This window comes from Mesorhizobium sp. URHB0026, from assembly GCF_054059755.1.
This window is the reverse complement of record NZ_JBSSCN010000001.1, coordinates 1,147,532-1,169,540: the sequence shown is the minus strand read 5'-3', so window position 1 is coordinate 1,169,540 and position 22,009 is coordinate 1,147,532. Positions and strand designations below refer to the sequence as shown.

General features: G+C 62.6%; 27 protein-coding genes and 1 pseudogene. 19 read left to right on the top strand and 9 right to left on the bottom strand.

All coding sequences use genetic code 11. The features are described from left to right. Positions 1–21 precede the first annotated feature (21 nt). The 6 genes from trhA to ACVWWD_RS05885 form a co-directional block, all read right to left on the bottom strand. A complete protein-coding gene (trhA, locus tag ACVWWD_RS05910; protein ID WP_352551076.1) occupies positions 22–708 on the bottom strand; it encodes a PAQR family membrane homeostasis protein TrhA in 687 nt (228 codons plus the stop codon). 132 nt (positions 709–840) lie between these two features. Beyond that, positions 841–1,641 carry an inositol monophosphatase family protein gene (locus tag ACVWWD_RS05905; RefSeq protein ID WP_023771696.1) on the bottom strand — a complete coding sequence of 267 codons (801 nt, stop codon included), beginning with the start codon at positions 1,639–1,641 and terminating at the stop codon, positions 841–843. 89 nt (positions 1,642–1,730) lie between these two features. Beyond that, a complete protein-coding gene (gene efp, locus ACVWWD_RS05900; protein WP_015315249.1) occupies positions 1,731–2,297 on the bottom strand; it encodes an elongation factor P in 567 nt (188 codons plus the stop codon). A gap of 164 nt (positions 2,298–2,461) precedes the next feature. Then, entirely contained in the window at positions 2,462–3,457 is a 996-nt protein-coding gene (locus ACVWWD_RS05895; RefSeq protein WP_435054027.1) for a tetratricopeptide repeat protein, read from the bottom strand. Positions 3,458–3,503: 46 nt separating this feature from the next. After that, positions 3,504–4,151, bottom strand: coding sequence for a thiamine phosphate synthase (locus ACVWWD_RS05890; RefSeq protein WP_352551080.1), 648 nt, complete (start codon positions 4,149–4,151; stop codon positions 3,504–3,506). A gap of 133 nt (positions 4,152–4,284) precedes the next feature. Further along, positions 4,285–5,190, bottom strand: coding sequence for a DMT family transporter (locus ACVWWD_RS05885; protein ID WP_352551082.1), 906 nt, complete (start codon positions 5,188–5,190; stop codon positions 4,285–4,287). Positions 5,191–5,321: 131 nt separating this feature from the next. Between ACVWWD_RS05885 and ACVWWD_RS05880 the strand changes: the two genes are divergently transcribed. The 3 genes from ACVWWD_RS05880 to ACVWWD_RS05870 all read left to right on the top strand — a co-directional run bounded on the left by ACVWWD_RS05880 (position 5,322) and on the right by ACVWWD_RS05870 (position 6,615). Next, positions 5,322–5,771 carry an Lrp/AsnC family transcriptional regulator gene (locus ACVWWD_RS05880; RefSeq protein WP_023784265.1) on the top strand — a complete coding sequence of 150 codons (450 nt, stop codon included), beginning with the start codon at positions 5,322–5,324 and terminating at the stop codon, positions 5,769–5,771. A gap of 186 nt (positions 5,772–5,957) precedes the next feature. Further along, entirely contained in the window at positions 5,958–6,224 is a 267-nt protein-coding gene (locus ACVWWD_RS05875; RefSeq protein WP_352551084.1) for a DUF6894 family protein, read from the top strand. Between the two features lie 214 nt (positions 6,225–6,438). After that, the gene (locus ACVWWD_RS05870) at positions 6,439–6,615 is read left to right on the top strand and encodes a hypothetical protein (RefSeq protein WP_023771688.1); all 177 of its coding nucleotides are present in this window, start codon (positions 6,439–6,441) and stop codon (positions 6,613–6,615) included. 103 nt (positions 6,616–6,718) lie between these two features. Here ACVWWD_RS05870 and ACVWWD_RS05865 read toward each other — a convergent pair. Continuing rightward, positions 6,719–6,844, bottom strand: a pseudogene (locus ACVWWD_RS05865) (transposase); the annotation flags it as partial. Between the two features lie 205 nt (positions 6,845–7,049). Here ACVWWD_RS05865 and ACVWWD_RS05860 point away from each other — a divergent pair. After that, the gene (locus ACVWWD_RS05860; protein WP_352551086.1) at positions 7,050–7,820 is read left to right on the top strand and encodes a sulfite exporter TauE/SafE family protein; all 771 of its coding nucleotides are present in this window, start codon (positions 7,050–7,052) and stop codon (positions 7,818–7,820) included. Positions 7,821–7,834: 14 nt separating this feature from the next. On the opposite strand, the gene ACVWWD_RS05855 is transcribed toward ACVWWD_RS05860, so the two are convergent. Further along, complete coding sequence (locus ACVWWD_RS05855; RefSeq protein ID WP_457102954.1) at positions 7,835–8,386, bottom strand: DUF2269 family protein; 552 nt, start codon at positions 8,384–8,386, stop codon at positions 7,835–7,837. A gap of 326 nt (positions 8,387–8,712) precedes the next feature. On the opposite strand from ACVWWD_RS05855, the gene ACVWWD_RS05850 reads away from it, so the two are divergent. The 8 genes from ACVWWD_RS05850 (at position 8,713) to ACVWWD_RS05815 (ending at position 14,148) form a co-directional block, all read left to right on the top strand. Continuing rightward, the gene (locus ACVWWD_RS05850; protein ID WP_023794857.1) at positions 8,713–9,093 is read left to right on the top strand and encodes a hypothetical protein; all 381 of its coding nucleotides are present in this window, start codon (positions 8,713–8,715) and stop codon (positions 9,091–9,093) included. 385 nt (positions 9,094–9,478) lie between these two features. Beyond that, positions 9,479–10,012: a protease adaptor protein RcdA gene (gene rcdA / locus ACVWWD_RS05845; RefSeq protein ID WP_457102953.1), complete on the top strand. Its 534-nt coding sequence runs from the start codon at positions 9,479–9,481 to the stop codon at positions 10,010–10,012. 94 nt (positions 10,013–10,106) lie between these two features. Next, positions 10,107–10,619 carry a crossover junction endodeoxyribonuclease RuvC gene (gene ruvC / locus ACVWWD_RS05840; RefSeq protein ID WP_023771682.1) on the top strand — a complete coding sequence of 171 codons (513 nt, stop codon included), beginning with the start codon at positions 10,107–10,109 and terminating at the stop codon, positions 10,617–10,619. Between the two features lie 13 nt (positions 10,620–10,632). Then, the gene (gene ruvA / locus ACVWWD_RS05835) at positions 10,633–11,253 is read left to right on the top strand and encodes a Holliday junction branch migration protein RuvA (RefSeq protein ID WP_023771681.1); all 621 of its coding nucleotides are present in this window, start codon (positions 10,633–10,635) and stop codon (positions 11,251–11,253) included. A 68-nt stretch (positions 11,254–11,321) separates the two neighbouring features. Then, positions 11,322–11,606 (top strand): AbrB/MazE/SpoVT family DNA-binding domain-containing protein, encoded by a 285-nt coding sequence (locus ACVWWD_RS05830; protein WP_023771680.1) that lies wholly within the window; start codon positions 11,322–11,324, stop codon positions 11,604–11,606. After that, positions 11,603–12,007, top strand: coding sequence for a PIN domain-containing protein (locus tag ACVWWD_RS05825; protein WP_032924243.1), 405 nt, complete (start codon positions 11,603–11,605; stop codon positions 12,005–12,007). Before ACVWWD_RS05830 ends, ACVWWD_RS05825 begins: the two co-directional genes overlap by 4 nt. Continuing rightward, a complete protein-coding gene (ruvB, locus tag ACVWWD_RS05820) occupies positions 12,004–13,041 on the top strand; it encodes a Holliday junction branch migration DNA helicase RuvB (RefSeq protein ID WP_457102952.1) in 1,038 nt (345 codons plus the stop codon). The genes ACVWWD_RS05825 and ruvB overlap by 4 nt, the downstream gene beginning before the upstream one ends. Before the next feature lie 210 nt (positions 13,042–13,251). Continuing rightward, complete coding sequence (locus ACVWWD_RS05815) at positions 13,252–14,148, top strand: metallophosphoesterase (protein WP_352551091.1); 897 nt, start codon at positions 13,252–13,254, stop codon at positions 14,146–14,148. 8 nt (positions 14,149–14,156) lie between these two features. On the opposite strand, the gene ACVWWD_RS05810 is transcribed toward ACVWWD_RS05815, so the two are convergent. Beyond that, the gene (locus ACVWWD_RS05810) at positions 14,157–15,407 is read right to left on the bottom strand and encodes a glycoside hydrolase family 5 protein (RefSeq protein ID WP_352551093.1); all 1,251 of its coding nucleotides are present in this window, start codon (positions 15,405–15,407) and stop codon (positions 14,157–14,159) included. Positions 15,408–15,462: 55 nt separating this feature from the next. On the opposite strand from ACVWWD_RS05810, the gene ybgC reads away from it, so the two are divergent. The 7 genes from ybgC to ybgF all read left to right on the top strand — a co-directional run bounded on the left by ybgC (position 15,463) and on the right by ybgF (position 21,966). Next, positions 15,463–15,942: a tol-pal system-associated acyl-CoA thioesterase gene (ybgC, locus tag ACVWWD_RS05805; RefSeq protein WP_352551095.1), complete on the top strand. Its 480-nt coding sequence runs from the start codon at positions 15,463–15,465 to the stop codon at positions 15,940–15,942. 269 nt (positions 15,943–16,211) lie between these two features. Continuing rightward, positions 16,212–16,922 carry a protein TolQ gene (gene tolQ, locus ACVWWD_RS05800; RefSeq protein ID WP_352551097.1) on the top strand — a complete coding sequence of 237 codons (711 nt, stop codon included), beginning with the start codon at positions 16,212–16,214 and terminating at the stop codon, positions 16,920–16,922. A 10-nt stretch (positions 16,923–16,932) separates the two neighbouring features. After that, positions 16,933–17,388: a protein TolR gene (gene tolR, locus ACVWWD_RS05795; RefSeq protein WP_140712589.1), complete on the top strand. Its 456-nt coding sequence runs from the start codon at positions 16,933–16,935 to the stop codon at positions 17,386–17,388. A 7-nt stretch (positions 17,389–17,395) separates the two neighbouring features. After that, positions 17,396–18,553: a TonB family protein gene (locus ACVWWD_RS05790; RefSeq protein WP_352551099.1), complete on the top strand. Its 1,158-nt coding sequence runs from the start codon at positions 17,396–17,398 to the stop codon at positions 18,551–18,553. A 39-nt stretch (positions 18,554–18,592) separates the two neighbouring features. Next, a complete protein-coding gene (gene tolB / locus ACVWWD_RS05785; RefSeq protein WP_023771672.1) occupies positions 18,593–19,903 on the top strand; it encodes a Tol-Pal system beta propeller repeat protein TolB in 1,311 nt (436 codons plus the stop codon). Positions 19,904–20,152: 249 nt separating this feature from the next. Continuing rightward, positions 20,153–20,659, top strand: coding sequence for a peptidoglycan-associated lipoprotein Pal (gene pal, locus ACVWWD_RS05780; protein ID WP_015315272.1), 507 nt, complete (start codon positions 20,153–20,155; stop codon positions 20,657–20,659). A gap of 212 nt (positions 20,660–20,871) precedes the next feature. Continuing rightward, positions 20,872–21,966 (top strand): tol-pal system protein YbgF, encoded by a 1,095-nt coding sequence (ybgF, locus tag ACVWWD_RS05775; RefSeq protein WP_352553718.1) that lies wholly within the window; start codon positions 20,872–20,874, stop codon positions 21,964–21,966. Positions 21,967–22,009 lie beyond the last annotated feature (43 nt).

Genomic DNA, 22,009 nt, shown 5'->3' with positions numbered 1-22,009 from the left:
GCGGACTTTGGAGCCGGCGCATCAGAGGCGGTTGATGACCAGGCAGTCCACCATGGCCGCCAAATGCAGGCCGGCACCGGTCACGACGAAGCCGTGCCACAGTGCGTTGTGGAAGCGTAGCGCCTTCCAGGCGAAGAAAATCACGCCGCAGGAATAGACGACGCCGCCGGCGACGATGAGCACGATCGACGTGGTCGGCAGCGTCTCGACGAGCGGCTTGACGAGAACGATGCCGCTCCAGCCGATGGCAAGATAGAAGACGATTGCCAGCCTGTCGAAGCGGCCGGGGAAAACCACCTTGATGGCAATGCCCGTTGCGGCCGCGGTCCAGACCAGAACGATCATCCAGCGCGCCAGCGGCGAGTTTCCCAACTGGGCGAGAAAGGGTGCGTAGGTGGCGGCGATCAAGAGGTAGATCGCGGCATGATCGAAGCGGCGGAGGATCCATTTCGCCGGCGAGGTCACCGGCCACAGATTGTAGGTCAGCGATACCGAGAGCACGGTGAGCAGCGACACGACATAGAAGGCGGCGGCGATATATTCGCCCGGCCCGACCCGGAAGGCGGCTAGCGCCAGCAGCGCCGAACCGGCCGCGATCGCCAGCACGATCCCGACAGCATGGACAATCCCGTCGGCGATCGTCTCGGCGCGCGAATAGTGCCAGCGTCCGATGAACGGAATCTCGATCTGTGGCGGGGTGTTGGTCATCTATCGTCCTGCATTACCCCATATCTGGGCAGCCGACGGACAGTATTTCAAGCTTTGTTTGCGGTTTTACGACTGCGCGCTTGCCTTGACGCAATTCCGGACGGAACCGCGAACACTTTTCCTGGAATTGCTTCAGCGCGGCGGGAGCGGCTTTTTCACCGTCTTCAGCAAGGCGCGCTGGATGATCTCGTTGCCGGCGACGACCGTGCCGGTGTCCAGCATGTCCTGTCCGCCATCCATGTCGGAGGCGAAGCCACCCGCTTCGCGGATCAAGAGCAGGCCGGCGGCCATGTCCCAGGCCGACAGGCCCACTTCCCAGAAGCCGTCCATGCGGCCGGCGGCGACATAGGCAAGATCGAGCGAGGCGGAACCCATGCGGCGGACGCCGGAGACCTCGGCCATGACGTTGCGCAGTTCGACCAGGAAATTGCCGTGATGGCCGCGGCCGAGATGCGGCACGCCGCAGCCGATCACCGTGTCGACAAGCTTGGTGCGGCCGGCAACGCGCAGGCGGCGATCATTCATGAAGGCGCCGCCGCCGCGCTCGGTGGTGTAGAGCTCGTCCATGGCAGGATTGTAGACGACGCCGGCAACGATCTGGCCCTGGCGCTCCAGTGCGATCGAGACGGCGAACAGCGGAATGCCGTGCAGGAAATTGGTGGTGCCGTCCAGCGGGTCGACGATCCAGCGGTGCTGGCTGTCTTCGCCGGCGACGGCGCCGCGCTCTTCCATCAGGAAGCCGTAGCCGGGACGTGCCTTCGACAGTTCGGCGAAAACGATGTCCTCGGCCTTGCGGTCGGCCTGGCTGACATAATCGCCGGGGCCTTTCATCGAGACCTGCAGGTTCTGGACTTCGCCGAAGTCGCGCGACAGCGAGCGGCCGGCCTTCATTGCGGCCTGGACCATGACGTTGAGGAGGGCTGAGCGTGCCATAGTGCTTCTTCCTGGTGCGGCGCTTTAAATTCTGTCTCGATGCATGCCGGTGACCCAAACCGCGGCCACTTCCGAGCGACATGCATGCATCAGTCGGCGCGGCGCACGTAAGTGATTTCGTTGGTGTCGACGATGATGCGTTCGCCGGCGCCGATGAAGGGTGGCACCAGCACGCGAATGCCATTTTCCAGCACCGCCGGCTTGTAGGAGGATGCCGCCGTCTGGCCCCTCACCACGGGATCCGCCTCGGTGATGGTCAACGTCACGTAATCGGGCAGCGAAATGCCGATCGGCCGCTCCTCGTAGAGCTGAACCGTCACCATCATGCCGTCCTGCAGGAACGCGGCGCGGTCGCCGACGAAATCCTTGTTCAGTTCGAGCTGCTCGTAGCTTTGGGTGTCCATGAACACCAGCGCGTCGTCCTGCTCGTAAAGGAAGGAAAAGTCCTTCAGGTCTAGCCGGATCTGCTCGACCGTCTCGGCCGAGCGGAAGCGCTCGTTGAGCTTGGTGCCGTTGATGAGGTTCTTCAGCTCAACCTGGTTATATGCGCCGCCCTTGCCGGGTTTGACGGTGTTGGTCCTGACCGCCACCCAGAGGCCGCCATCGTGTTCGATGACGTAGCCGGGGCGGATTTCGTTGCCATTGATCTTGGCCATGATGATGGGATCCGGGATGCTGCCAACGGCCGGGCCATTGGTATGAATGTTCGCCGTGACAGGCGATTTAAGGCTCCAAGACCACAAATCGCCCGGAGAGGCAAGGGAGGGCGGGTTGCGGCTGAGCAACGGGGGCGGGCACCGGCCGGTTTCGCCTACCGCCATCAGGGCAGGCGGTTGGCCTTCTGCAGGGCCTGCTTGGTCTGGTCGTCGCTCAGCCCTTGCAGGAAATCGTCCATCTGCTGATCGATGAGGCCGGCGCGGCGGGCGGCGATGTACCAGGCGCCGGCGAGCACGAGGTCGGGATCGGTGCCGATGCCTTGCATATAGAGTTTTGCCAGCCGGTTCTGGGCCGCGACATTGCCGCCTTCGGCGGCCTGCTTCGTCCAGCCGAAGGCCGATTTCAGGTCGCGCGCGCCGCCCCGGCCCTCGATCATCCAGGCGGCGAGATCGATCTGCGCGGTGTCGTAGTTCTGACGGGCGGCTTGCGCCAGAAGCCGCCGTGCCTGTGCATCGTCGTGCGGCTTGCCGCCGACGCCATTGGCATAAATCTGCGACATGGCGTACTGCGCGTCGGCGAGACCGGTCGCGGCAGCGCGCTCATAGTAGGAAACCGCCTTGGCCAGGCCGGCATCGCCCGGATCCTGCTGGACCAGTATCTGCGCGAAATTGAACTGCGCCAGCTGGTTGCCGGCTTCGGCGGCAGCCTGCATCAGGGCATAGGCTTCCTTCGCGTCCTTCTTGACGTAGCGGCCGTCGAGCAGCATCAGCGCATATTGGAACTGCGATTCCGGCACACCCTGCTCGGCGGCAAGTGCGTACCATTTCGCGGCCTCGGCCGCGTTCAACGGCACGCCCAACCCACGCGACAGGATCTCGGCCACCAGCGTCTGCGCCGCCGGATCGCCGTTCTGCGCACGGACCAGCGCCAGATTATAGGCGGTTTTGTAAAGACCACGCTGGAAGGCACCATAGGCAGCGTCCGCCGGCTTGGCGCCAAAGCGGTCGGGATTGACGCTATCGGCCGACGGCAACGGCGCGGGTTCCGATGTAGTGGCGGGCTGCGGCAGCTGCTTTTCGATCGGCTTGTCGGTGTGCACGCCGGTTTCGGGCTTGGGCTGCGGCAAGGGTATGGTTTCGGCGGCGGCGGCAAGAATCATTGCCGCCGCAAGCAGAGCCTGAAGGGAAAGCCTTGTCAGAAACACGTCAATCCTCGAGGCGCGGCGCTGTTTCGTCGAGCAGCGCATTGGCCCGCGCGATCGCCACCTTCGGATCGACGCCGTCGGCGAAAACGGCGCTCGACAGCGCGACGAATTCGGCGCCGGTGGCGGCCACGGTTTCGACAGAGGCAAGATCGGAACCGGCCTCGACGATGCAGGGGATCTGGATCATCTGCGCCCACCATTGCCCCAATGACAGGTTGCGCGGATGCGGCTCGGGCTTGTTGTCGTAGCCGAACCGGCCGAAGAAAATGTAGTCGGGCCGGGCTTCGCCGAGTTCGAGCGCGTCGTCACGCGTCTTGGCGCCGCCGGCGCCGACCGTCATTTTCGCCTGGAAATGTTCAATCGTCTCGGCGAGTTCGGCCTTGGAGACCTCGACATGGATGCCGTCGGCCTGGACGCGGCCCGCGATGCGGGTGTCGCCAGCGATAATGACGGCCACTCCGGCGGCCTGCGCTGCCGGCACGATACGCTCGGCGAAGGCCTGGAAGGAGGCCTCGTCCATGCCATTTTCGGGCAGGATCAGCGAGGCGACATCGCCGCCGTCGAACGCGGCCGTGATCCTATCCACCGGTACGCCGGACGGCGCGATCAGCACGATGCGGCAGCGGTTGGGGGGCGTTGCGTCATTCATGGTTCTTCGATCCCGGGTTTCGCCTATGCCGGGCGAAGATGGTTGGATTGCGGCATAGAGCAAACTGCCCGCTTTGAACAGGCGGGCAGCCGGGATCGCGATTTTTGAACCGCCGGACAGCCGGCGCGTCGCCTTACTTGATCGGCTCGGGGCTCGCGGCGGCCGGTCTCGGTTTCCACAACGTCCAGCCGAGGTTCATGCCGGCGGCCGCGATCAGGATGGCGGCGGCGCCGACGACCTGGCTGAGGTGCAGCCGATGGCCGAAGGCGGTGACATCGACCAGGATGGCAACGACCGGATAGATGAAGGACAGCGACCCCTGCAGATGTGTCGGCAGCTTCTGGATGGCGCCGTACATGAGGATGTACATCAGGCCGGTGTGTACGATCCCGAGCGTTGCCAGCATGGCCCAGCTCCATGGATCGCCGGGAAGATGCGCCAGATTGGCGAAGGGCGCCAGCATGACGACGCCGACGCAGACCTGAATCAGCGCGATCAGATGCGGCGGCGTGCCCTTGAGCTTCTTGGTGACGATTGCCGCGACGGCCCAGAAAAAGGCGGCGGCCAAGGCCATCAGGATGCCGGCGAAATAGTTCGTGCCGACATCAGCGGCATCGGGAGCCGCGGCGACGATCAGCAGCATGCCGGCGAAGGCGATTGCCAGCCATGTCAGCTTGGTCAATGTCAGCCGCTCGGCGAACAAGAGCGCGCCGAAGCCGACCAGCATGAAAGGTTGCGTGTTGTAGACGGCGGTGGCGATCGAGATCGACGCGCGCGAGAAGGCGCTGAACAAGAGCAGCCAATTGATGACGATCGCCGCACCCCCAAGCGCCGCAAGGCCGATGACGCGCAACGAAAGCCTGTTTCGCAGCAATCCAAGCGAAGCGCAGATGAAGAGCAGCGTCAGCGCGCCGAACGCGCAGCGCCAGAACACGACGAAGATGATCGGCTGACCGGACATAATGACGAACCAGCCGATCGTTCCCAGGATCGCCATTGCGGCCGACATTTCGACCGTGCCTCGTACCGTATCGTTCATAATAGCCCCTGAATTCGTTGAGGCGGCATAATCTCATGTGACGTCTGGGCTATCCACCTCCTAGAAAAGGCGTTATGAGGATATTGCCTAATTAAATTAGGCATCAGCTCGAAATCCGCGAGAAATAGAAAATGCTGGATGATTTGGACCGAAATCTGCTGGAAATCCTGGTCAGGGATGCGCGAACCTCGCTGAAGGATCTGGCGGCCCAGGTTGGGCTATCGTCGCCGAGCGTTTCGGAGCGGCTGCGGCGCCTCGAGGAGCGCGGCGTCATCCGGGCGTTCACCGTCGAGATCGATCCGCTGGCGCTCGGCTATACGCTGCAGGCGATCGTGCGGATCAAGCCTCTGCCGGGCAAGCTGCACATCGTTCAGAAATTGATCGAGGAGATTGAGGCGTTTGGAGAATGCGACAAGGTAACCGGCGACGACTGCTTCGTCGCCAGGCTGTTCGTGCGCTCGATCGGCGACCTCGACGGCATTCTCGATCGCATCGCCGACAAGGCCGAGACCAGCACCGCCATCATCAAGGCACAGCCGATCCGGCGGCGACCGCCGCCACTGGGATTGCCGGCGGCCTAGTAGGCCTAACACCGTGTGCCGTGGTGGAAAGGGGCGGCCACAAGTGTCAGTCTTCCGCCGGATGACCGTCCGAGGAGAGGGCGATTACTATATTTGGCAGACCATGGCCAATCGAGGCTTCCTTCGTATTAAACCGTACGCGTAAAGCCGAAGCGGAACAAACGTTGACCCTTCACGTTCGCCGTGATGGTGCTCTACTATCTCGACCTCACCGACAACGGAACCGCATACCCGGACACGGGAGGAACCGATCTTCCGAGCCTGGAATCGGCTGAAAACGGGGCGGCAAAGGCACTCCTGGAGATAGCCAAAGACAAGATTTCGGACGGCACCTTCCGAGAAGAGGTCGCCTTGCATGTGCATGACGGTTCGAGCAAACCAATCCTTGTGGTGAAGGTTACGTTCGAGCTAGTTCGAAACAGGCCTGAGAACGATGGAGCCTTGGGAGCCTGACGATTACTTCAATGTGAGCGCGCGCCTCTATCAGCAACGGGCGGTGGCACATGTTGAGAACTTGCGCTCAGATATCGAAGAGACGCGCCGTATAATCGAGGAATCCCGCAAGCTCCTAGACCGGCTTGCCGCCAATTTAGGCGCTATCGTGCCGTAGGAAAGGTCCTGACAGGCGGCGTTTCGTTAACTTGGGATAAGGGTGCTACAATCGGGCATGAGCAAAAACCCGGCCTTCATCGTCTATCGCCCGCCTGCCAAGGGGTTCCCCTTTCTGGCCGTGATCCTAAAACCAGACGGCACAGCTACTGCCCACCCCTTCAACACCGAAGAAGAGGCTTTACTCTTCAACCGGGAGGCAGCGACAGCGCTTGGGCACGGCATCAAACATTAGGCCAGCCGTTATCGCCCGGAAGAACGAAGACCGAACAGATTCATGCGGTAACGCTCCGGGTCCGCGTTGACTCAGTTACACAGCTCCACGATGCTCGGGGGTGTTCGGCACAATGCTGGTAAACACCTTTCATGCCGCGCTTAAAGACCGAATAGTAGCCCTCCAAGGTGTTGGTGTGCACGACGTCGCGAACGTATTCCTCACGACCATGGTTGATGGTGCCGTGCGCCGCAAACTTCGGGCCGATATTGTCATACACGCGGCCAAACCGGACCTGGCTGAAGAACTCGAGCGGCCGATGTTCCTGCTGGTGTCGGCGCGCCGCTGGTCAAGGTGTCATGGCTAGGCGGGCGGCTTGCTTTTGCTGTCGCTCGGCTCAAGATTCTAGGCTATTCAAGCGTTGACGCGCCTTCCCTCCAGATCAGTTCCTCCTCATGTCAGGCCTACTTCTCGATCCGTGGTTCTACGCGGCCGCCATTCCGGCGGTCATCCTGGTCGGCCTGTCCAAGGGCGGCTTCGGCGGCGCGGTCGGTTTCGTCGGCGTGCCGCTGATGGCGCTCACCATGCCGCCAGTTCAAGCGGCCGCCATCCTGCTGCCGATCCTGTGCCTGATGGACCTCGTCTCGGTGTGGACATGGTGGGGCGTGTACGATCGCAAGATGCTGGTCGACATGATGCCGGGCGCTGTTCTCGGCATCGGGCTTGGCTGGCTGACGGCGGCACTGGTCACCGAGGAAGCGGTGCGGCTCATCGTCGGCGCCGTTGCCATCATCTTCGTGCTGCGCTGGCTTTACCTGCAAGTTCGTCATGGTTCCGACCATGCGGCCGCACCTAATCGCGTGGCCGCGGCCATGTGGGGCACGGTCGCAGGCTTCACCAGCTTCGTCGCCCATGTCGGCGGCCCGCCTTTCCAGGTCTATGCCTTGCCGATCCGGCTCGACCCCAAGGTGCTGTCGGGCACGGCAGCAATCTTCTTTGCCGCCACCAATGCGCTGAAACTCATCCCCTATTTCGCACTCGGCCAGTTCGACACCGCCAATCTGACGGCGTCCGCCGTGCTGATGCCGCTGGCGCCACTGTCGACCATCGCCGGTGCTTGGCTGGTGCGGCGGATGCGGCCAGAGATTTTTTATCCCTTCACCTATGCGACCGTGGCGGTCGTGGCAGTGAAGCTTCTGTGGGACGGGATCGCCGGCATCATGTAGCGCTCCAGCCCGCGTCAGGCGGCGCTGGGCACCATGCGTCTTGGCCGGCTGAGCGCCATTGTCGCACCGGCGGCAAGGACCACCATCATGCCGGCGAGAATCACGACGTCGTGCAGGGTAGGCTTCAGAACCATGTCTGTGATGATGACGAGCATGACCGCATAGTCGAAGCGGGCTGCCCGCAGGATGCGCTGTCCATAGCCAAGTGCCGCCGGCGTCACGCCATCCCTGGCGATCATCGCGGCCATGCGGTCGGCGGTCGGCTTGAAGACGAACATGCCGATGCAGAAGGTCGTGGCGTAACCGGCAAGCCCGATCAGGACCCAGAGATCGGAGAAGCCGATCCAGAACCAGCACATGATCAATCCGAAGACCAATGTCAGCATCGACATCGGCGCGAAGAAGCGGTTGCCCAGCTCGCCGGTGGCACGCATCGCCTGCAGCGTTCCCTGGATGTTGCCGGCACGATCCGCCAACGTCGCCTGCACCATCAGCGTGAAGCCGCCCCCGACCCAAAGCATCGCCGAAAGGATGTGCAGCAATTTGACGATGGAATACCAATCCATGGCTTTGTCCCCCGATGCCCAATGATTAATGGCGAGGCCGCGCCATTGCCCGCCCGCCGCTTCGATGCCTCAGCGTTTAGAGCCGCGGCTGTTTCGGAACGATGTCGAGGAAAAGCCAGCTGTGTTTCAGAGCGCCGGCTAATGAAAGCAGAAACCAATATGATGAACCGCCGCCCGGGTTTTTTGCTATCGTCGGCAGCGTCGGGGGGCGACATCGTCCGGAAACACTGTCGATGCTAGTGCCGACGCCGGAAATCCGGCGGCGACAGCGCTCGCCTGACGATCAACCATTCCCAGCTTGAGAAAAGGCAATTCGGGGGACTAATATGCAAGGGGTAGCACGGAATTTCTTCACGCTGGCGATCATCTACGCGCTGTGCGGCATGGCGCTCGGCATCCACATGGCGATCAGCGAAGACCACGGCCAGATGCCGACCCACGCCCACACGATGGTGGCCGGTTGGCTGATGTCGGCGGTCTTCGCGTTCTTTTACCACCTGTTTCCGGCTGCCGGGCAAAAGACGTTGGCCCTCGTCCATTTCTGGCTGACGGCAATCAGCGGCATCGGGCTGATGATCGGCCTTTATATACTTCTCGCCGGAAATCCGGGGATCGAGCCGTTGCTGGGGATATCTGCGATCGGCTTCTACGCGGGCATGCTGCTGTTCGCCTTCATTGCCTTGCCAGTGGTGTGGAAAAAAGCCTGAGTGGAGGCTGAACTCGGCCGGTACGGCTGTGTTGTTACGGCACAGGAGCACGATGTTGGGTAAAAAAACATCACGGCCGTTAAGAGTTCATTAAGCTTTACAGGCGTTTACTATGTCCATCCAGTGATCTGGATTCTTACCGAGTGGTTGGAGCCACTTTGTTTGACGCCTCCCTGTTAAACTCCTGAGAGCCGCCTTATCCGCGGCTCTTTTTTTTGTCCACGTTCAGGCGGCATTCCGCACGGCCGATAGCCGTTAACCTTCTGTTAAACATGTGCTTGCCTTCACCTCGGACGAAGCGCATTTTCAAGCTTCAGTTTTGTAGGGTCACGGGTGTATCGGCAGAGAGCCGAATCGTCCGGTTGCAAGTGCAGGGGCGTTATCAATGAACGAGCCTTCGAAGGGCATTGCGAAAACCGTCAAACTGGCGGAACGCCGGGTGTTTTCGCACTCCTTCAAACCGCTTTACCAAGAAGGCATGGGCCTGGTCGAACAGGCGGCGGAGTATCTCGACGGCAAGGGCCGGGCAGAAGCCAAGAAACTGTCGCGGCTGACGGCCACGCTCTACGCGGCCGAATCGATGCGGCTAACCACCAGGCTGATGCAGGTTGCCTCGTGGCTGCTTTTGCAGCGTGCGGCGAATTCCGGCGAGATGACCCGCGATCAAGTCGCTTCGGAAAAATCCAAGGTGCGTCTCGACACCGCTTCCGCCCATGACGAGGCGGCCGGCTGGGCCGAACTGCCGACCGATTTCCTCGATCTCGTCAACCGATCGTTGCGACTGCAGGCATTGGTGCGCCGCATGGACGAAGAGATCTATGGCGCGGGTGCCGTGGTCGACATGCAGCCCTTGGCTCGCCGGCCCAATCCGGTCTCGGACCAGATCAGCCTCCTCAACACGGCGTTCGCCCGCAACTGAGAAACGTCGAGGCCTTCTCGGTCGGGCTGGGCGAGCGTTTCCGGTTTGTTCACTTTTCGCTGGCATCGCTGTCCGCCGGAGGTACACTCACGCCATGGGGGACGCGATTCGCATCATCGGTATCGATCCGGGGCTCAGGCGCACCGGTTGGGGCATCGTCGAGAGTCTCGGCAATTCCTTGCGCTTTGTTGCTGCGGGGACCGTGCGCTCGGAGGACAAGGCGGCGCTGGCGACGCGGCTCTGCCAGCTGCATGACGGGCTCGCCGAAATCCTGCATCGGGCCATGCCGCATGAGGCCGCGGTCGAACAGACCTTCGTCAACAAGGATGCCGTGGCGACGCTGAAGCTCGGCCAGGCGCGCGGCATCGCCATGCTGGTGCCGGCGCGCGCCGGCCTCGTCGTCGCCGAATATGCGCCGAACGCGGTGAAGAAAGCGGTGATCGGCGTCGGTCATGGCGACAAGAAGCAGATCCACATGATGGTGAAGGTGCTGCTGCCTAAAGCGATCTTCGACACCGAACATGCCGCCGACGCGCTGGCCATCGCCATTTGTCACGCGCATCACCGGCAAAGCGTGGCGTATCGCATGGCGGCATTGGCGTCATGAGGGGCCGCGGCGAATGATCGGCAAGCTCAAGGGAACACTCGACGAGATCGACGAGGACCATTGCCTCATCGACATTCATGGCGTCGGCTACGTCGCCTATTGCTCGGCACGCACGCTGGCCGCACTGCCTTCGCCCGGCGAAGCGGTGGTGCTGTTCATCGAGACCTATGTGCGCGAGGATATGCTGCGGCTCTACGGCTTTCAGTCGCAGCTCGAGCGCGAATGGTTCCGGTTGCTGATGAACAATGTGCCGGGAGTCGGCGCCAAGGTGGCGCTGGCCATCTTGTCGACGCTGGCGCCGGCTGATCTTGCAAATGCCATTGCACTGCGCGACATCGCCATGGTTTCCCGCGCGCCCGGCGTCGGCAAGAAGGTGGCCGAGCGCATCGTCACCGAGTTGAAGAACAAGGCGCCTGCCTATGCGGGCGCCGCCACCGGCACCATTGGGCTCAAGCAGGAACTCGGCGAAGGCGTAGCGCCCGCGCCGATCACCGACGCAGTCTCGGCACTGGTCAATCTCGGCTATTCCCGCGACACCGCCGCCAACGCGGTGTCGGCAGCGCTGAAGACGGCGGGCGAGGGCGCCGACGCGTCCAAACTGATCCGTTTTGGGCTGAAGGAACTGGCACGGTGATATGGTTGTTGGAAAAGAAAGTTCCGACTATCTTGTGATCGGGAGAAAATTTCTCGGAAAGTAAGAAAATGGGCGCTTATGCTAGTCTGACCTCGAAAGGCCAGCTCACAATACCAAAGGATGTGCGGGACGCGTTGTCACTGAAAACAGGTGATATGATCGCCTGGACGGTCGTCGACGGCAATTTGGTTGGGACGCCTCGCAATCTCGAATTCGCCGACCTCGCCGGATTTCTGGGAGATCCGCCCGGTGGCCCAGCTTCGCTGGAGGAAATCGACGCCGCGGTGCAGGATGCCGTTGGCCGGCATGTTTTCGGAGACAAGCTGCGGAGCGGGAAAGAGGGCGACGCGTGACGTCGATAGGCATTGATACGAACGTTCTGCTTCGAATGGTGCTGAACGACGATGCAGAGCAACGCGCAAAGGCTCTCGCATTCGGCGAAAGCCTCAAAGAGGACAAGTCCGGCTTTGTGAGCCTGATCGTGCTAGTCGAATTCAGCTGGTCGCTGAGTTCGCGCTACAGGCTGCCTAAAGAACAGGTGCTGACTGCAATCCAGCGACTGCTAAAGATCAGGACGTTGGTCTTTGAGGATTTCGATGCCATCGTAATTGCGCTCGAAAGATCGAATTTGCCGCACGTGGATTTCGCCGATGCGCTGATCTCCGAGCACAATCGAAATCTCGGTTGCGCCCATACAGTCACGTTCGATCAGCGGGCCGCCAGATCCATTGCCGGTATGGAATTGCTCGCATGAGCCTTTCCCCCCGCCTCATTGCACCGGAAAAGCGCGGCGAGGATGCCGAGCAGACCTTGCGGCCGCAAACACTTGACGATTTCGTCGGCCAGGCGGCGGTGCGGGCCAATCTCAAAGTCTTCATAGAGGCAGCCAAGGGCCGCAAGGAAGCGCTCGACCATGTGCTGTTCGTCGGACCGCCGGGGCTGGGCAAGACGACGCTGGCGCAGATCATGGCGCGCGAACTCGGTGTCAATTTCCGCTCGACCTCGGGTCCGGTCATCGCCAAGGCCGGCGATCTCGCGGCATTGCTTACCAATCTCGAAGAAGGCGACGTGCTGTTCATCGACGAAATCCACAGGCTCAACCCGGCCGTGGAGGAAATCCTCTATCCGGCGATGGAGGATTTCCAGCTCGACCTGATCATCGGCGAGGGACCGGCGGCGCGTTCGGTGAAGATCGACCTGGCGCGCTTCACGCTGGTCGCCGCCACCACGCGGCTCGGCCTGCTTACCAATCCGTTGCGCGACCGCTTCGGCATCCCGGTGCGGCTCAATTTCTACACCGTCGAGGAGTTGGAGCAGATCGTCCGGCGCGGCGCGCGCATCCTGCAGATGCCACTCGGCGACGACGGTGCGCTGGAAATCGCACGGCGCGCGCGCGGCACGCCGCGCATTGCCGGCCGGTTGCTGCGGCGCGTGCGCGATTTCGCCTCGGTCGCCGGCGACGGCCATGTCGACCGCCTGATCGCCGACGAGGCCTTGACCCGGCTCGAAGTCGACGCGCTCGGCCTCGACGCCCTCGACCGCCGCTATCTCAGCATGATCGCCCGGAATTTCGGCGGCGGTCCGGTCGGCATCGAGACCATCGCCGCCGGCCTGTCCGAGCCGCGCGATGCCATCGAGGACATTATCGAGCCCTATCTGATCCAGCAGGGGTTCATCCAGCGCACGCCGCGCGGACGCGTGCTGACCGCCAATGCCTGGCGCCATCTCGGCCTCGATGCGCCGGAAGATCTGGCGCAGCAGCAGATCAATCTGTTCCAGGAAGAATAGCCACGCAAGCGATCGGGCGCGGGTTTCCCGGACCAGCGATCAAGCATCAGTGAACGGGCCTGCGCAAATTCTCCTCATCTTCGCCGGTTTACCGGCGTATTGCTGGATTGTATCGGGTGCGCTGCATCCCTGCATGTCCTCCTCCCGACCGAGATCGCTTTTGGGTGACATGTAGCAGCGCATGCCGAAGTGAGGTGCCGGAGCCACTTGATGATAACCAGACGCGGGTTCCTGCGCTTTATCGGCGGGTCGTTCCTGTCGGTCGCCTCCTTCAGCGCCTACGCCGTCGGCATCGAGCCGATGCTGCTGACGCATGTGAAGCGCTATGCGCTGACGCCACCGCATTGGCCGGCCGGATTGAAGCTGCGGGTCGTCGCGCTGGCCGACATCCATGCCTGCCGGCCGTGGATGACGCCGGAGCGGATCGCTTCGCTTGCCGAAGAGGCGAATGCCCTTAAGCCGGACCTGATCGTGCTACTCGGCGACTACATAGCCGGCATGCGCCTGGTGTCGCAAAGGGTGACGCCGCCGGAATGGGCTGGCGCCCTGTCGGGCCTCAAGGCGCCGCTCGGCGTGCTGTCGATCCTTGGCAATCACGACTGGTGGGCCGACGGCTTCGCGCAGCGTGCCGAAGTCGGCCCGACGATCGCGCGCAAGGCCCTGGAGAAAGCCGGCATCCCGGTGCTGGAGAACGACGCCGTGCGTCTGGAAAAGGACGGACATGGCGTCTGGATCGCCGGCCTCGCCGATCAGTTGGCGCTGTTGCCGAAAAAGAAGCACGAGCCTCCCAGGGGATTGGATGATCTCGACGGCACGCTGGCCAAAATCAGCGACGCCGCGCCCGTCATCCTGCTGGCGCACGAACCGGACATTTTTCCAAAAGTGCCGTGGCGTGTGTCGCTGACGCTATCGGGACACACCCATGGCGGGCAGGTGCGGCTGTTCGGCTATTCGCCGATCGTGCCGTCCCAGTTCGGCAATCGCTACGCCTATGGCCATGTCGTCGAGAACGACCGCAACCTGATCGTCTCGGGCGGGCTTGGCTTCAGCAATTTGCCGATCCGTTTCGGCATGCGTCCGGAAATCCTACAGCTCGACCTCGGCTGACCAGCGCGTCAGGGCAGGCTTCGGATTGCGTCCAGCACGTCAGGCTCGGCCTTGTCGCCATTGAACGCGCCGACGACGCCGAAAGCCCCGCCATAGCTCCACACCGACCATGAGAAGCCATGCGCTTCGGCCCGAGCGATCATGTCCCTGACATAGGCGGCCCGATATTCGGCCGGCATCACATAGGCATTGCCATACTCCTGGCGGACCATGCCGAACTCGCCCAGCGTGATGTCTTCCGGCTTGATGCCGTTGGCCTTCGCCCAAGCTTCGACAGCCTTGAACGGCGCATCCATCAAGCCAAGCAGCTTGTCGGCGCTGTCCATGCTGGCGACCTGCTCGTCGAGATAGGCAAGCAGGCCATTCTGACGTGTCCACGGCGCCTCGGCCTTGATCCGGGCGCGGATGGTGTCCAGCGTCACATCAAGCTGCGCCTTCGGCACAGCGATCAAAGGATAGGGAAGGCCGGTCACATAGGGAATGAAGTCGCCGGCCCAGGTCGCGCCCTGATGGGTGAGCAGGAACGGGTCGTAGGAGTGGAAGGTCCAGATGACGTTGTCGTCGGGGATCGTCTTCGGGTCGATCTTTTCCAGAGACGAAGCAGCGGAATAGCAAGCTCCGGTCAGGACCAGCGTCAGTTTCGTCGCCGAGGCGCGCGCCGCCGCGAACAGCTTGCGCTGGCGGTCGGGCCACAGGCTGGTGCCGTCGCTGTCGCAATCGACGATCGGCTCGTTCATCGGCTCGAAAGCGACCTTTTCGGGATCTTCGGCGGCCAGCTTGCGCGCCATGCCGCGAACCACCTCGACATAGCGGTCGAAGGTCGCGGGGCCGTCCATCACCTCGCCCATGCCGATCTTGCGGCCGCCGCCGGCCGGAATCAGGTGCATGTCGACGATGACCTTCAGCCCGGCGCGATTGATCATGCGCGCCGAGTCCAGCACGCTGGCATAGAGTTGGTCACGAAGGTCCGTTGTCTTGTCCGAGAGGAAAGGCGACGGATCGACCGGCATGCGCAGGAAATCGAAGCCGGCATCCTTCAGCGCCTTGAGGTCGTCCTCGTTGAGGAATTTGCGCCATTCCGGGTAGGGCAGGATGGCCTTGGCATCATCCCACTGATCCTCACCGGGCCAGGTGACCCACTGGTCGAGATTGAGACCACGCTTCATGGAGAAGGTCGCCGCCTCACCCGAAAGTGTAGAAGCGGCCAGCGCCAGCACGACCGCCATCAAGCTCTTGATCATCGTCGTCAACAGTGCCATCGGGTTCATGCGCCAAGAAAATACCTGCCGCGTCGGCATCCAAAAGGGAAGCGCAATGGGCGATCATGGTGAATCCGCGGCATTGCTGGCCGGGCTTTCCGGTGCGCTGACCGAGTTCGGCCACCGGCTGATGGCTCGGGTCTATTATGCCGATACCGATTTCTCGGGCGTCGTCTATCACGCGCGCTATCTCGAATTCCTCGAGCGCGGCCGCTCCGACTATCTCAGGCTCACCGGCGTGCATCACACCGAACTCGCCGACGGCAAGCACGGCGAGAAGATCGTGTGGGTGGTGCGCCGCATGGAGATCGACTTCCGCATCCCCGCCCGTATCGATGACATCCTGACCGTCGATACCCGCACCGAGACCATTTCCGGCGCGCGTATCTTCATGGCGCAGCAGCTCAAGCGCGGCGACGAGGTGCTGGTCGAGGCCAAGGTCGAGGCGGCGATCATCGGCGAGAACGGCCGGCCGAGGCGTTTTCCCAGGGAATGGGTGGCGGCGTTCATGCCCAAGGTCTTTCCCCAAGACTGATTGGACGGGTCGCGTGCTGACTTCGCCGGCGGCAGCGCTGCGGCGCGGCAATGCGCCGCGCCTTATGGGCTAACCCATCCTTAACCATAACGGTTCATGAAGAGATTGGTAAAGATTGGCGTTATCCAGCGCCTTCCTTTCACCAATATTTGCCCCGAAAAGGCCGCTAACGGCACGGTTTGGGGTGTCCGGTAGCTTCGTGCGAACCGACCACAAGGGATGCCCTGGGCCAGCCGCCAGCTTCGCCCGGAAATCTTAAGGACGTAACGATGGAAAATATCGCACTCGCCGAACCGGGCGCGCAATTGTCGATTTGGGCCTTGTTCATGCAGGCCAGCTGGGTGGTCAAGCTGGTCATGATCGGGCTGCTCTGCGCTTCGGTGTGGACATGGGCGATCATCGTCGACAAGCTGGTTGCCTATGGCCGCATGCGCCTGGCGCTGAACCGCTTCGAGCAGGTTTTCTGGTCCGGGCAGTCGCTGGAGGAACTCTACCGCACCCTTGCCGACCGCAAGACGACAGGCATGGGCGCCATCTTCGTCGCCGCCATGCGCGAATGGAAGAAGAGTTTCGAGAAAGGCGCCAAGTCGCCGCTTGGCCTGCAGACCCGCATCGACAAGGCCATGGACCTGGCGTTGACCCGAGAGATGGAGAAGCTCGAGGGGCGCCTCGGCTTCCTCGCCACCACCGGCTCGGCGGCCCCTTTCATCGGCCTGTTCGGCACTGTCATCGGCATCATGACCTCGTTCCAGGCCATCGCCGGCTCGAAGAACACGAGTCTCGCGGTGGTCGCGCCCGGCATCGCCGAGGCGCTGCTGGCGACGGCCATCGGCCTGCTTGCCGCCATTCCGGCGGTCATCGCCTATAACAAGCTGTCATCGGATGCGAGCAAGATCGCCGTGCGGATGGAGGGGTTCTCCGACGAGTTCTCCGCCATACTCTCGCGCCAAATCGATGAAAAAGTCGCGTCGAAGGCCTGAGGAGTAACTGATGGGTATGTCCGTAGGCATGGGCGGAGGACGCGGCGGGCGCGGCCACAGGCGGCGCGGCCGCCATCACGCATTGATGTCGGAAATTAACGTCACGCCGATGGTCGACGTGATGCTGGTGCTTTTGATCATCTTCATGGTCGCCGCACCGATGCTGACGGTCGGCGTGCCGATCGACCTGCCCGACACGCAGGCCAAGGCGATGAATGCCGACACCCAGCCGATCACCGTCTCGATCGATGCGACCGGCAAGATCTTCCTGCAGGAAACCGAGATTCCGATCGAGGAGCTGGTGGCCAAGCTGCAGGCGATCTCGAAGACCGGCTATGAAGAGCGCATCTTCATCCGCGGCGACAAGTCGACCGACTACGGCACGGCGATGAAGGTGATGGCCCGCATTTCGGCCGCTGGCTACAAGAACATCGGCCTGGTTTCACTGCAGGAACAGGATCAATAGACGCACGATGAGGACCGGCCTCACCACATCGGTGATCTTGCATACGGCGGTGCTGGCCTTCGGCCTGTTCACGCTGTCGGCGCCTGCCGCGCTTCCGTCCGCCGATGTCGAGTCCGTCGCGGTCGATATCGTGCCGATGGAAGCAATTGCGCAGACGCTGCAGGGCGACAAGAAGGCCGTCATGCATGAAAAGCCGGCGCCGTTGCCGACGCAGCGTCCCGATATCGTGCCGAATGCGCAGAAGGTCGGCGAAAACAGCGTCGATACCGACAAGCCGATAACGCCTGAAGCCAAGCCGAAACCCGTCGACACGACCTCGGCTCCGGCGCCAGCGCCGACCCCGAAGGAGATCCCGAAGACCGAGGACGTGCCGAAGCCGCAGGAAAAGCCCAAGCCCATTCCGGCGACGGAAGTGGCGCCAGCGCCGACGCCCAAGGAAGAGGTCAAGCCTGAGCCGGTCAAGCAGACCCAGCCCAAGCCGACTCCGGCAAAGCCCGCGCCGACACCGCCGCCGCAGGACAAGACCGCCGCCATCGATCCGACGCCCGAGGTCAAGCCGGACGCCGTCGCCGAGGCCATAGCCAAGGACCCGCCCACGGAGGAGACGCAGTTGCCGAATTCGGCGCCCGCGCCCGAGGCCCGGCCGAAGCCGCAGCCGGCACAGGCCGAAAGCGCCAAGGCGCCGGAACGCAAGGATGCCGACAAGCCAGTCAAGGAAGCCTCGTCCAAGCCAAAGTCGGACGACAAGCAGTTCAACGCCAATGAGATTTCGGCGCTGCTCGACAAGCAGAAGCCGTCCGGCGGCGGCGCCAAGCGCTCGACGCAGCAAGCGTCGCTCGGCGGCGACAAGGATCAGGGCCAAAAGCTGTCGAAGTCGGAGCAGGGTGCCCTGGAAAGCCAGCTCGGCGGTTGCTGGACCTTGCCGGCCGGGCTTGAAGGTTCGGAGAATTTCGTCGTCGTCGTCCGTTTCAACCTGAACAACTCCGGCAAGCTCGACGGCCGTCCGTCCGTTGAAACATCAAGCGGCAACAGGCAGTTCGACGAGAGCGCGGTGCGCGCGGTTCAGAAATGCGACATGGCCGGCCTGCAGGTTCCCGCCGGCAAGCAGGACATCTGGAACGACATCCGGGTCACCTTCGATCCAAGGGAGATGCTCGGCCTCTAAGGCCCTGTCATCCAAAATCAGTATGAGAAGCGAGAAGACATGAAATCAATCCTCAAGCCGCTCCTGATGATCGCAGCCATGGCGATGGGCATGACCGCTGCCGGCACGCTGCCGGCGCTGGCGCTCGTCGAGCTCAACGTCAACAAGGGCAATGTCGAGCCGCTGCCGATCGCCATCACCGATTTTCAGGGCGGCGACGCACTTGGCGCCCAGATTTCCCAGATCGTCACCGCCGATTTGAAGCGCTCCGGCCTGTTCGCGCCGATCGACAAGAGCGCCTTCATCGAGAAGATCGCCAATCCCGACGCAACCCCCCGCTTCGACGACTGGAAGGTGATCAATGCGCAGGCTCTGGTCACCGGCAGCGTCAGCAAGGAAGCAGACGGCCGCATCCGCGCCCAGTACCGGCTGTGGGACACATTCGCGGGCCAGCAGATGGCCGGTGAGCAGTTCTTCGCCAACGACGCCAATCAGCGCCGCGTCGCCCACATCATCGCCGACGCCATCTATGAGCGGCTGACCGGCGAGAAGGGCTATTTCGACACGCGCGTCGTGTTCATCGACGAGTCCGGCGCCAAGAACGCGCGCAAGAAGCGCCTCGCCATCATGGACCAGGACGGCGCCAACGTCCGCTATCTTTCGGACGGCAGGTCGATCGTGCTGACGCCGCGCTTCTCGCCGAACCGGCAGGAAATCACTTACATGTCCTATGAGAGCGGTCAGCCCAGGGTCTATCTCCTGCAGATCGAGACGGGGCAGCGCGAACTGGTCGGCAATTTTCCAGGCATGACGTTTGCACCGCGCTTCTCGCCCGACGGCCAGAAGGTGATCATGAGCCTGCTGCGCGACGACGGCAATTCCAACATCTTCGCCATGGACCTGCGCAGCCGTTCGACGACGCGACTGACCAACTCGACCGCCATCGACACCTCGCCCTCCTATTCGCCCGACGGCAGCAAGGTGGTGTTCACCTCCGACCGTGGCGGTCGCGCGCAGATCTACGTCATGGGCGCCGACGGATCGGGCCAGACCCGCATCTCGTTCGGCGACGGCGTCTATTCGACGCCGGTGTGGTCGCCGCGCGGCGACCTCATCGCTTTCACCAAGCAGAGCGGCGGCGAATTCCAGATCGGCGTCATGAAGACCGACGGCTCGGGCGAGCGCATCCTGTCGTCCGGGTTCCAGCAGGAAGGCCCGACCTGGGCGCCGAATGGCCGCGTGCTGATGTTCTTCCGCGACGCCAACGGCGGCCCGAAACTGGTTTCCGTTGATCTCACCGGCCGCAACGAGCAGCCGATCCCGACGACGAATTTCGCTTCGGATCCGGCCTGGTCGCCGCTGCTGGAATAGGGTCGGCTGAATTGCCGCACACGTCGAAAGGGGCCATTTCGCCCCCCTTTTCCATGCCTTCGTCGCGTTTTAGCCGCATTTCCGCCTAGGGTCCGCGCCAACTGTGGCCTATGACAAAACAGCTGCGGACGGGCAGCCTAAACCAAATTTTAACCGTGTTTCTTGAATGCCAGTTAACCCAAACGTGGTTACTGGGTGATCAACGAAATCACTCGAAACATGATCACTCGAATACGAAGGAGAGGCGGCATGGGCCGTATCGCAGCACTGACCAGAAACCCGGCCATGATCGCGCTGGTGGCGATGCTCGCCATCACCGGTTGCGCTTCGAAGAAGACCCCGAACAGCGCTGCTGACCTTGGCCTCAATGGCGCGGGTGCCGCAACACCCGGCTCGGCACAGGACTTCACCGTCAACATCGGCGACCGCATCTTCTTCGATACGGACTCGACCTCGATCCGTGCCGACGCACAGACGACGCTGTCGCGCCAGGCACAGTGGCTGAACCAGTACAAGCAGTATGCCATCGTCGTCGAAGGCCATGCCGACGAACGCGGCACGCGCGAATACAATCTGGCGCTCGGTGCCCGCCGTGCCGCCGCCACGCGGGACTTCCTGGTTTCCAAGGGCGTTTCGGCGAGCCGTCTCAAGACGATTTCGTACGGCAAGGAACGTCCGGTCGCCGTATGCGACGACATCTCCTGCTGGTCGCAGAACCGCCGCGCCGTCACCACGCTCAGCGGCGCTGGCTCCTGAGGCGTCGCGCGCCGAAAGGCGCGCGCGGCACAGATGGCAAAAATACAACACCTCTTTGCGAAAGGCGGCTCTCAGGCCGCCTTTTTCATATCCTGACACCCGAAACAAAATTTGGCCGAAGTCTCGCGTCCTGCTATGAGCCGAGGGCGCTTGGCTGGTCTCACATCGATTGGAAGGCGCGAACAAGCTAACGATTGGACGGCGAGAGACACATGCATTTGAGATCGGTTCTGAGCGGCACGCTTGCGCTGCTGCTCCTATCAGGCCTAACCGCTTCGGCGAGCGGTACAGGGCAATCAGCCGAGCCCGGCTTTTCCTTCCATCTGCCGACACTCGAGTTGCCCAGCCTTTTCGGCGAGAAGAAAAAGCAGGACCAGGTCCAGCTCGCCCAGTCGAGCGGCGCCGGCGTGACCGGGCTCGAGGACCAATTGCGGCAGCTGACCGGCAAGGTCGAGGAACTCAATTTCCAGATCCTGCAGATGCAGGAGCAGATCCGCAAACAGCAGGAAGACAACGAGTTCCGCTTCCAGCAGCTAGAAGGCGGCTCGCAAGGTGGTCAACCGCCGGCGCAGAAGAAATCAGACGCCACCACCGGGACCAGCACCGATGTGGCCTCGGCCCCGGCAACCCAGGCGCCGGCCGATGCCGGCGCCGCGCCGGGCGGCGATCAATCCACAGGCGGCAAGACGGTCGAGGACGTCATCGTCGAATCGCCCGACGGTGACCCCGGCAAGGTGATTCCCGGCAAGGGAGCGCCCGAAAAGACCTTTGGATCCATCACTGTCGACAAGAACGGCAATGTGATCGATGCCGGCGGCAGCACGCAGGCGACCGCGCCGGCACAGGACACGGCACCAGCCGCCAGCGCGCCGGCCAAGGCCGGCAAGTCCGGCGGCACGGTGGTCGCGGCGCTGCCCGCGACCAACAATCCCGAAGAGCTTTATCGCAACTCCTACCAGTTCATCCTGTCGGGTGACTACGGCACCGCCGAACAGGGTTTCCGGGATCATATCTCGCGCTTCCCCAAGGACGCCAAGGCGGCGGACGCGCATTACTGGCTGGGGGAATCGCTGCTTGGCCAGCAGAAATACCGCGATGCAGCGGAAGTGTTCCTCGCCGCCAGCAAGGACTATCCCAAAGCCAAGAAGGCGCCCGACATGCTGTTGAAGCTGGGCGTGTCGCTGGTCGGCCTCAAGCAGCACGATGTTGCCTGCGCCACCTTCAGCGAGGTCGGCAAGCGCTATCCCGACATTTCCAGCACACTCAAGGAACGGGTCAAGCAGGAGAAGGCCTTGGCTGCGTGCTGATCGTTCGCAGGGATGTCGCAGTCCCAAAGCCGGGACCGCTTTT

Bases quoted from the DNA above. Each gene is read 5' to 3' on its own strand.
- pal (WP_015315272.1), top strand. From the start codon at position 20,153: ATGGGCCGTATCGCAGCACTGACCAGAAACCCGGCCATGATCGCGCTG.
- ybgF (WP_352553718.1), top strand. From the start codon at position 20,872: ATGCATTTGAGATCGGTTCTGAGCGGCACGCTTGCGCTGCTGCTCCTA.
- ACVWWD_RS05895 (WP_435054027.1), bottom strand. From the start codon at position 3,457: ATGATTCTTGCCGCCGCCGCCGAAACCATACCCTTGCCGCAGCCCAAG.
- ACVWWD_RS05810 (WP_352551093.1), bottom strand. From the start codon at position 15,407: ATGGCACTGTTGACGACGATGATCAAGAGCTTGATGGCGGTCGTGCTG.
- ACVWWD_RS05790 (WP_352551099.1), top strand. From the start codon at position 17,396: ATGAGGACCGGCCTCACCACATCGGTGATCTTGCATACGGCGGTGCTG.
- tolR (WP_140712589.1), top strand. From the start codon at position 16,933: ATGGGTATGTCCGTAGGCATGGGCGGAGGACGCGGCGGGCGCGGCCAC.
- ruvB (WP_457102952.1), top strand. From the start codon at position 12,004: ATGAGCCTTTCCCCCCGCCTCATTGCACCGGAAAAGCGCGGCGAGGAT.
- ACVWWD_RS05880 (WP_023784265.1), top strand. From the start codon at position 5,322: ATGCTGGATGATTTGGACCGAAATCTGCTGGAAATCCTGGTCAGGGAT.
- ACVWWD_RS05855 (WP_457102954.1), bottom strand. From the start codon at position 8,386: ATGGATTGGTATTCCATCGTCAAATTGCTGCACATCCTTTCGGCGATG.
- ACVWWD_RS05860 (WP_352551086.1), top strand. From the start codon at position 7,050: ATGTCAGGCCTACTTCTCGATCCGTGGTTCTACGCGGCCGCCATTCCG.
- ACVWWD_RS05870 (WP_023771688.1), top strand. From the start codon at position 6,439: ATGAGCAAAAACCCGGCCTTCATCGTCTATCGCCCGCCTGCCAAGGGG.
- ACVWWD_RS05885 (WP_352551082.1), bottom strand. From the start codon at position 5,190: ATGAACGATACGGTACGAGGCACGGTCGAAATGTCGGCCGCAATGGCG.
- ACVWWD_RS05815 (WP_352551091.1), top strand. From the start codon at position 13,252: ATGATAACCAGACGCGGGTTCCTGCGCTTTATCGGCGGGTCGTTCCTG.
- ruvA (WP_023771681.1), top strand. From the start codon at position 10,633: ATGATCGGCAAGCTCAAGGGAACACTCGACGAGATCGACGAGGACCAT.
- ACVWWD_RS05830 (WP_023771680.1), top strand. From the start codon at position 11,322: ATGGGCGCTTATGCTAGTCTGACCTCGAAAGGCCAGCTCACAATACCA.
- trhA (WP_352551076.1), bottom strand. From the start codon at position 708: ATGACCAACACCCCGCCACAGATCGAGATTCCGTTCATCGGACGCTGG.
- ruvC (WP_023771682.1), top strand. From the start codon at position 10,107: ATGGGGGACGCGATTCGCATCATCGGTATCGATCCGGGGCTCAGGCGC.
- efp (WP_015315249.1), bottom strand. From the start codon at position 2,297: ATGGCCAAGATCAATGGCAACGAAATCCGCCCCGGCTACGTCATCGAA.
- tolB (WP_023771672.1), top strand. From the start codon at position 18,593: ATGAAATCAATCCTCAAGCCGCTCCTGATGATCGCAGCCATGGCGATG.
- ACVWWD_RS05905 (WP_023771696.1), bottom strand. From the start codon at position 1,641: ATGGCACGCTCAGCCCTCCTCAACGTCATGGTCCAGGCCGCAATGAAG.
- ACVWWD_RS05890 (WP_352551080.1), bottom strand. From the start codon at position 4,151: ATGAATGACGCAACGCCCCCCAACCGCTGCCGCATCGTGCTGATCGCG.
- ACVWWD_RS05875 (WP_352551084.1), top strand. From the start codon at position 5,958: ATGGTGCTCTACTATCTCGACCTCACCGACAACGGAACCGCATACCCG.
- tolQ (WP_352551097.1), top strand. From the start codon at position 16,212: ATGGAAAATATCGCACTCGCCGAACCGGGCGCGCAATTGTCGATTTGG.
- ACVWWD_RS05850 (WP_023794857.1), top strand. From the start codon at position 8,713: ATGCAAGGGGTAGCACGGAATTTCTTCACGCTGGCGATCATCTACGCG.
- ybgC (WP_352551095.1), top strand. From the start codon at position 15,463: ATGGGCGATCATGGTGAATCCGCGGCATTGCTGGCCGGGCTTTCCGGT.
- rcdA (WP_457102953.1), top strand. From the start codon at position 9,479: ATGAACGAGCCTTCGAAGGGCATTGCGAAAACCGTCAAACTGGCGGAA.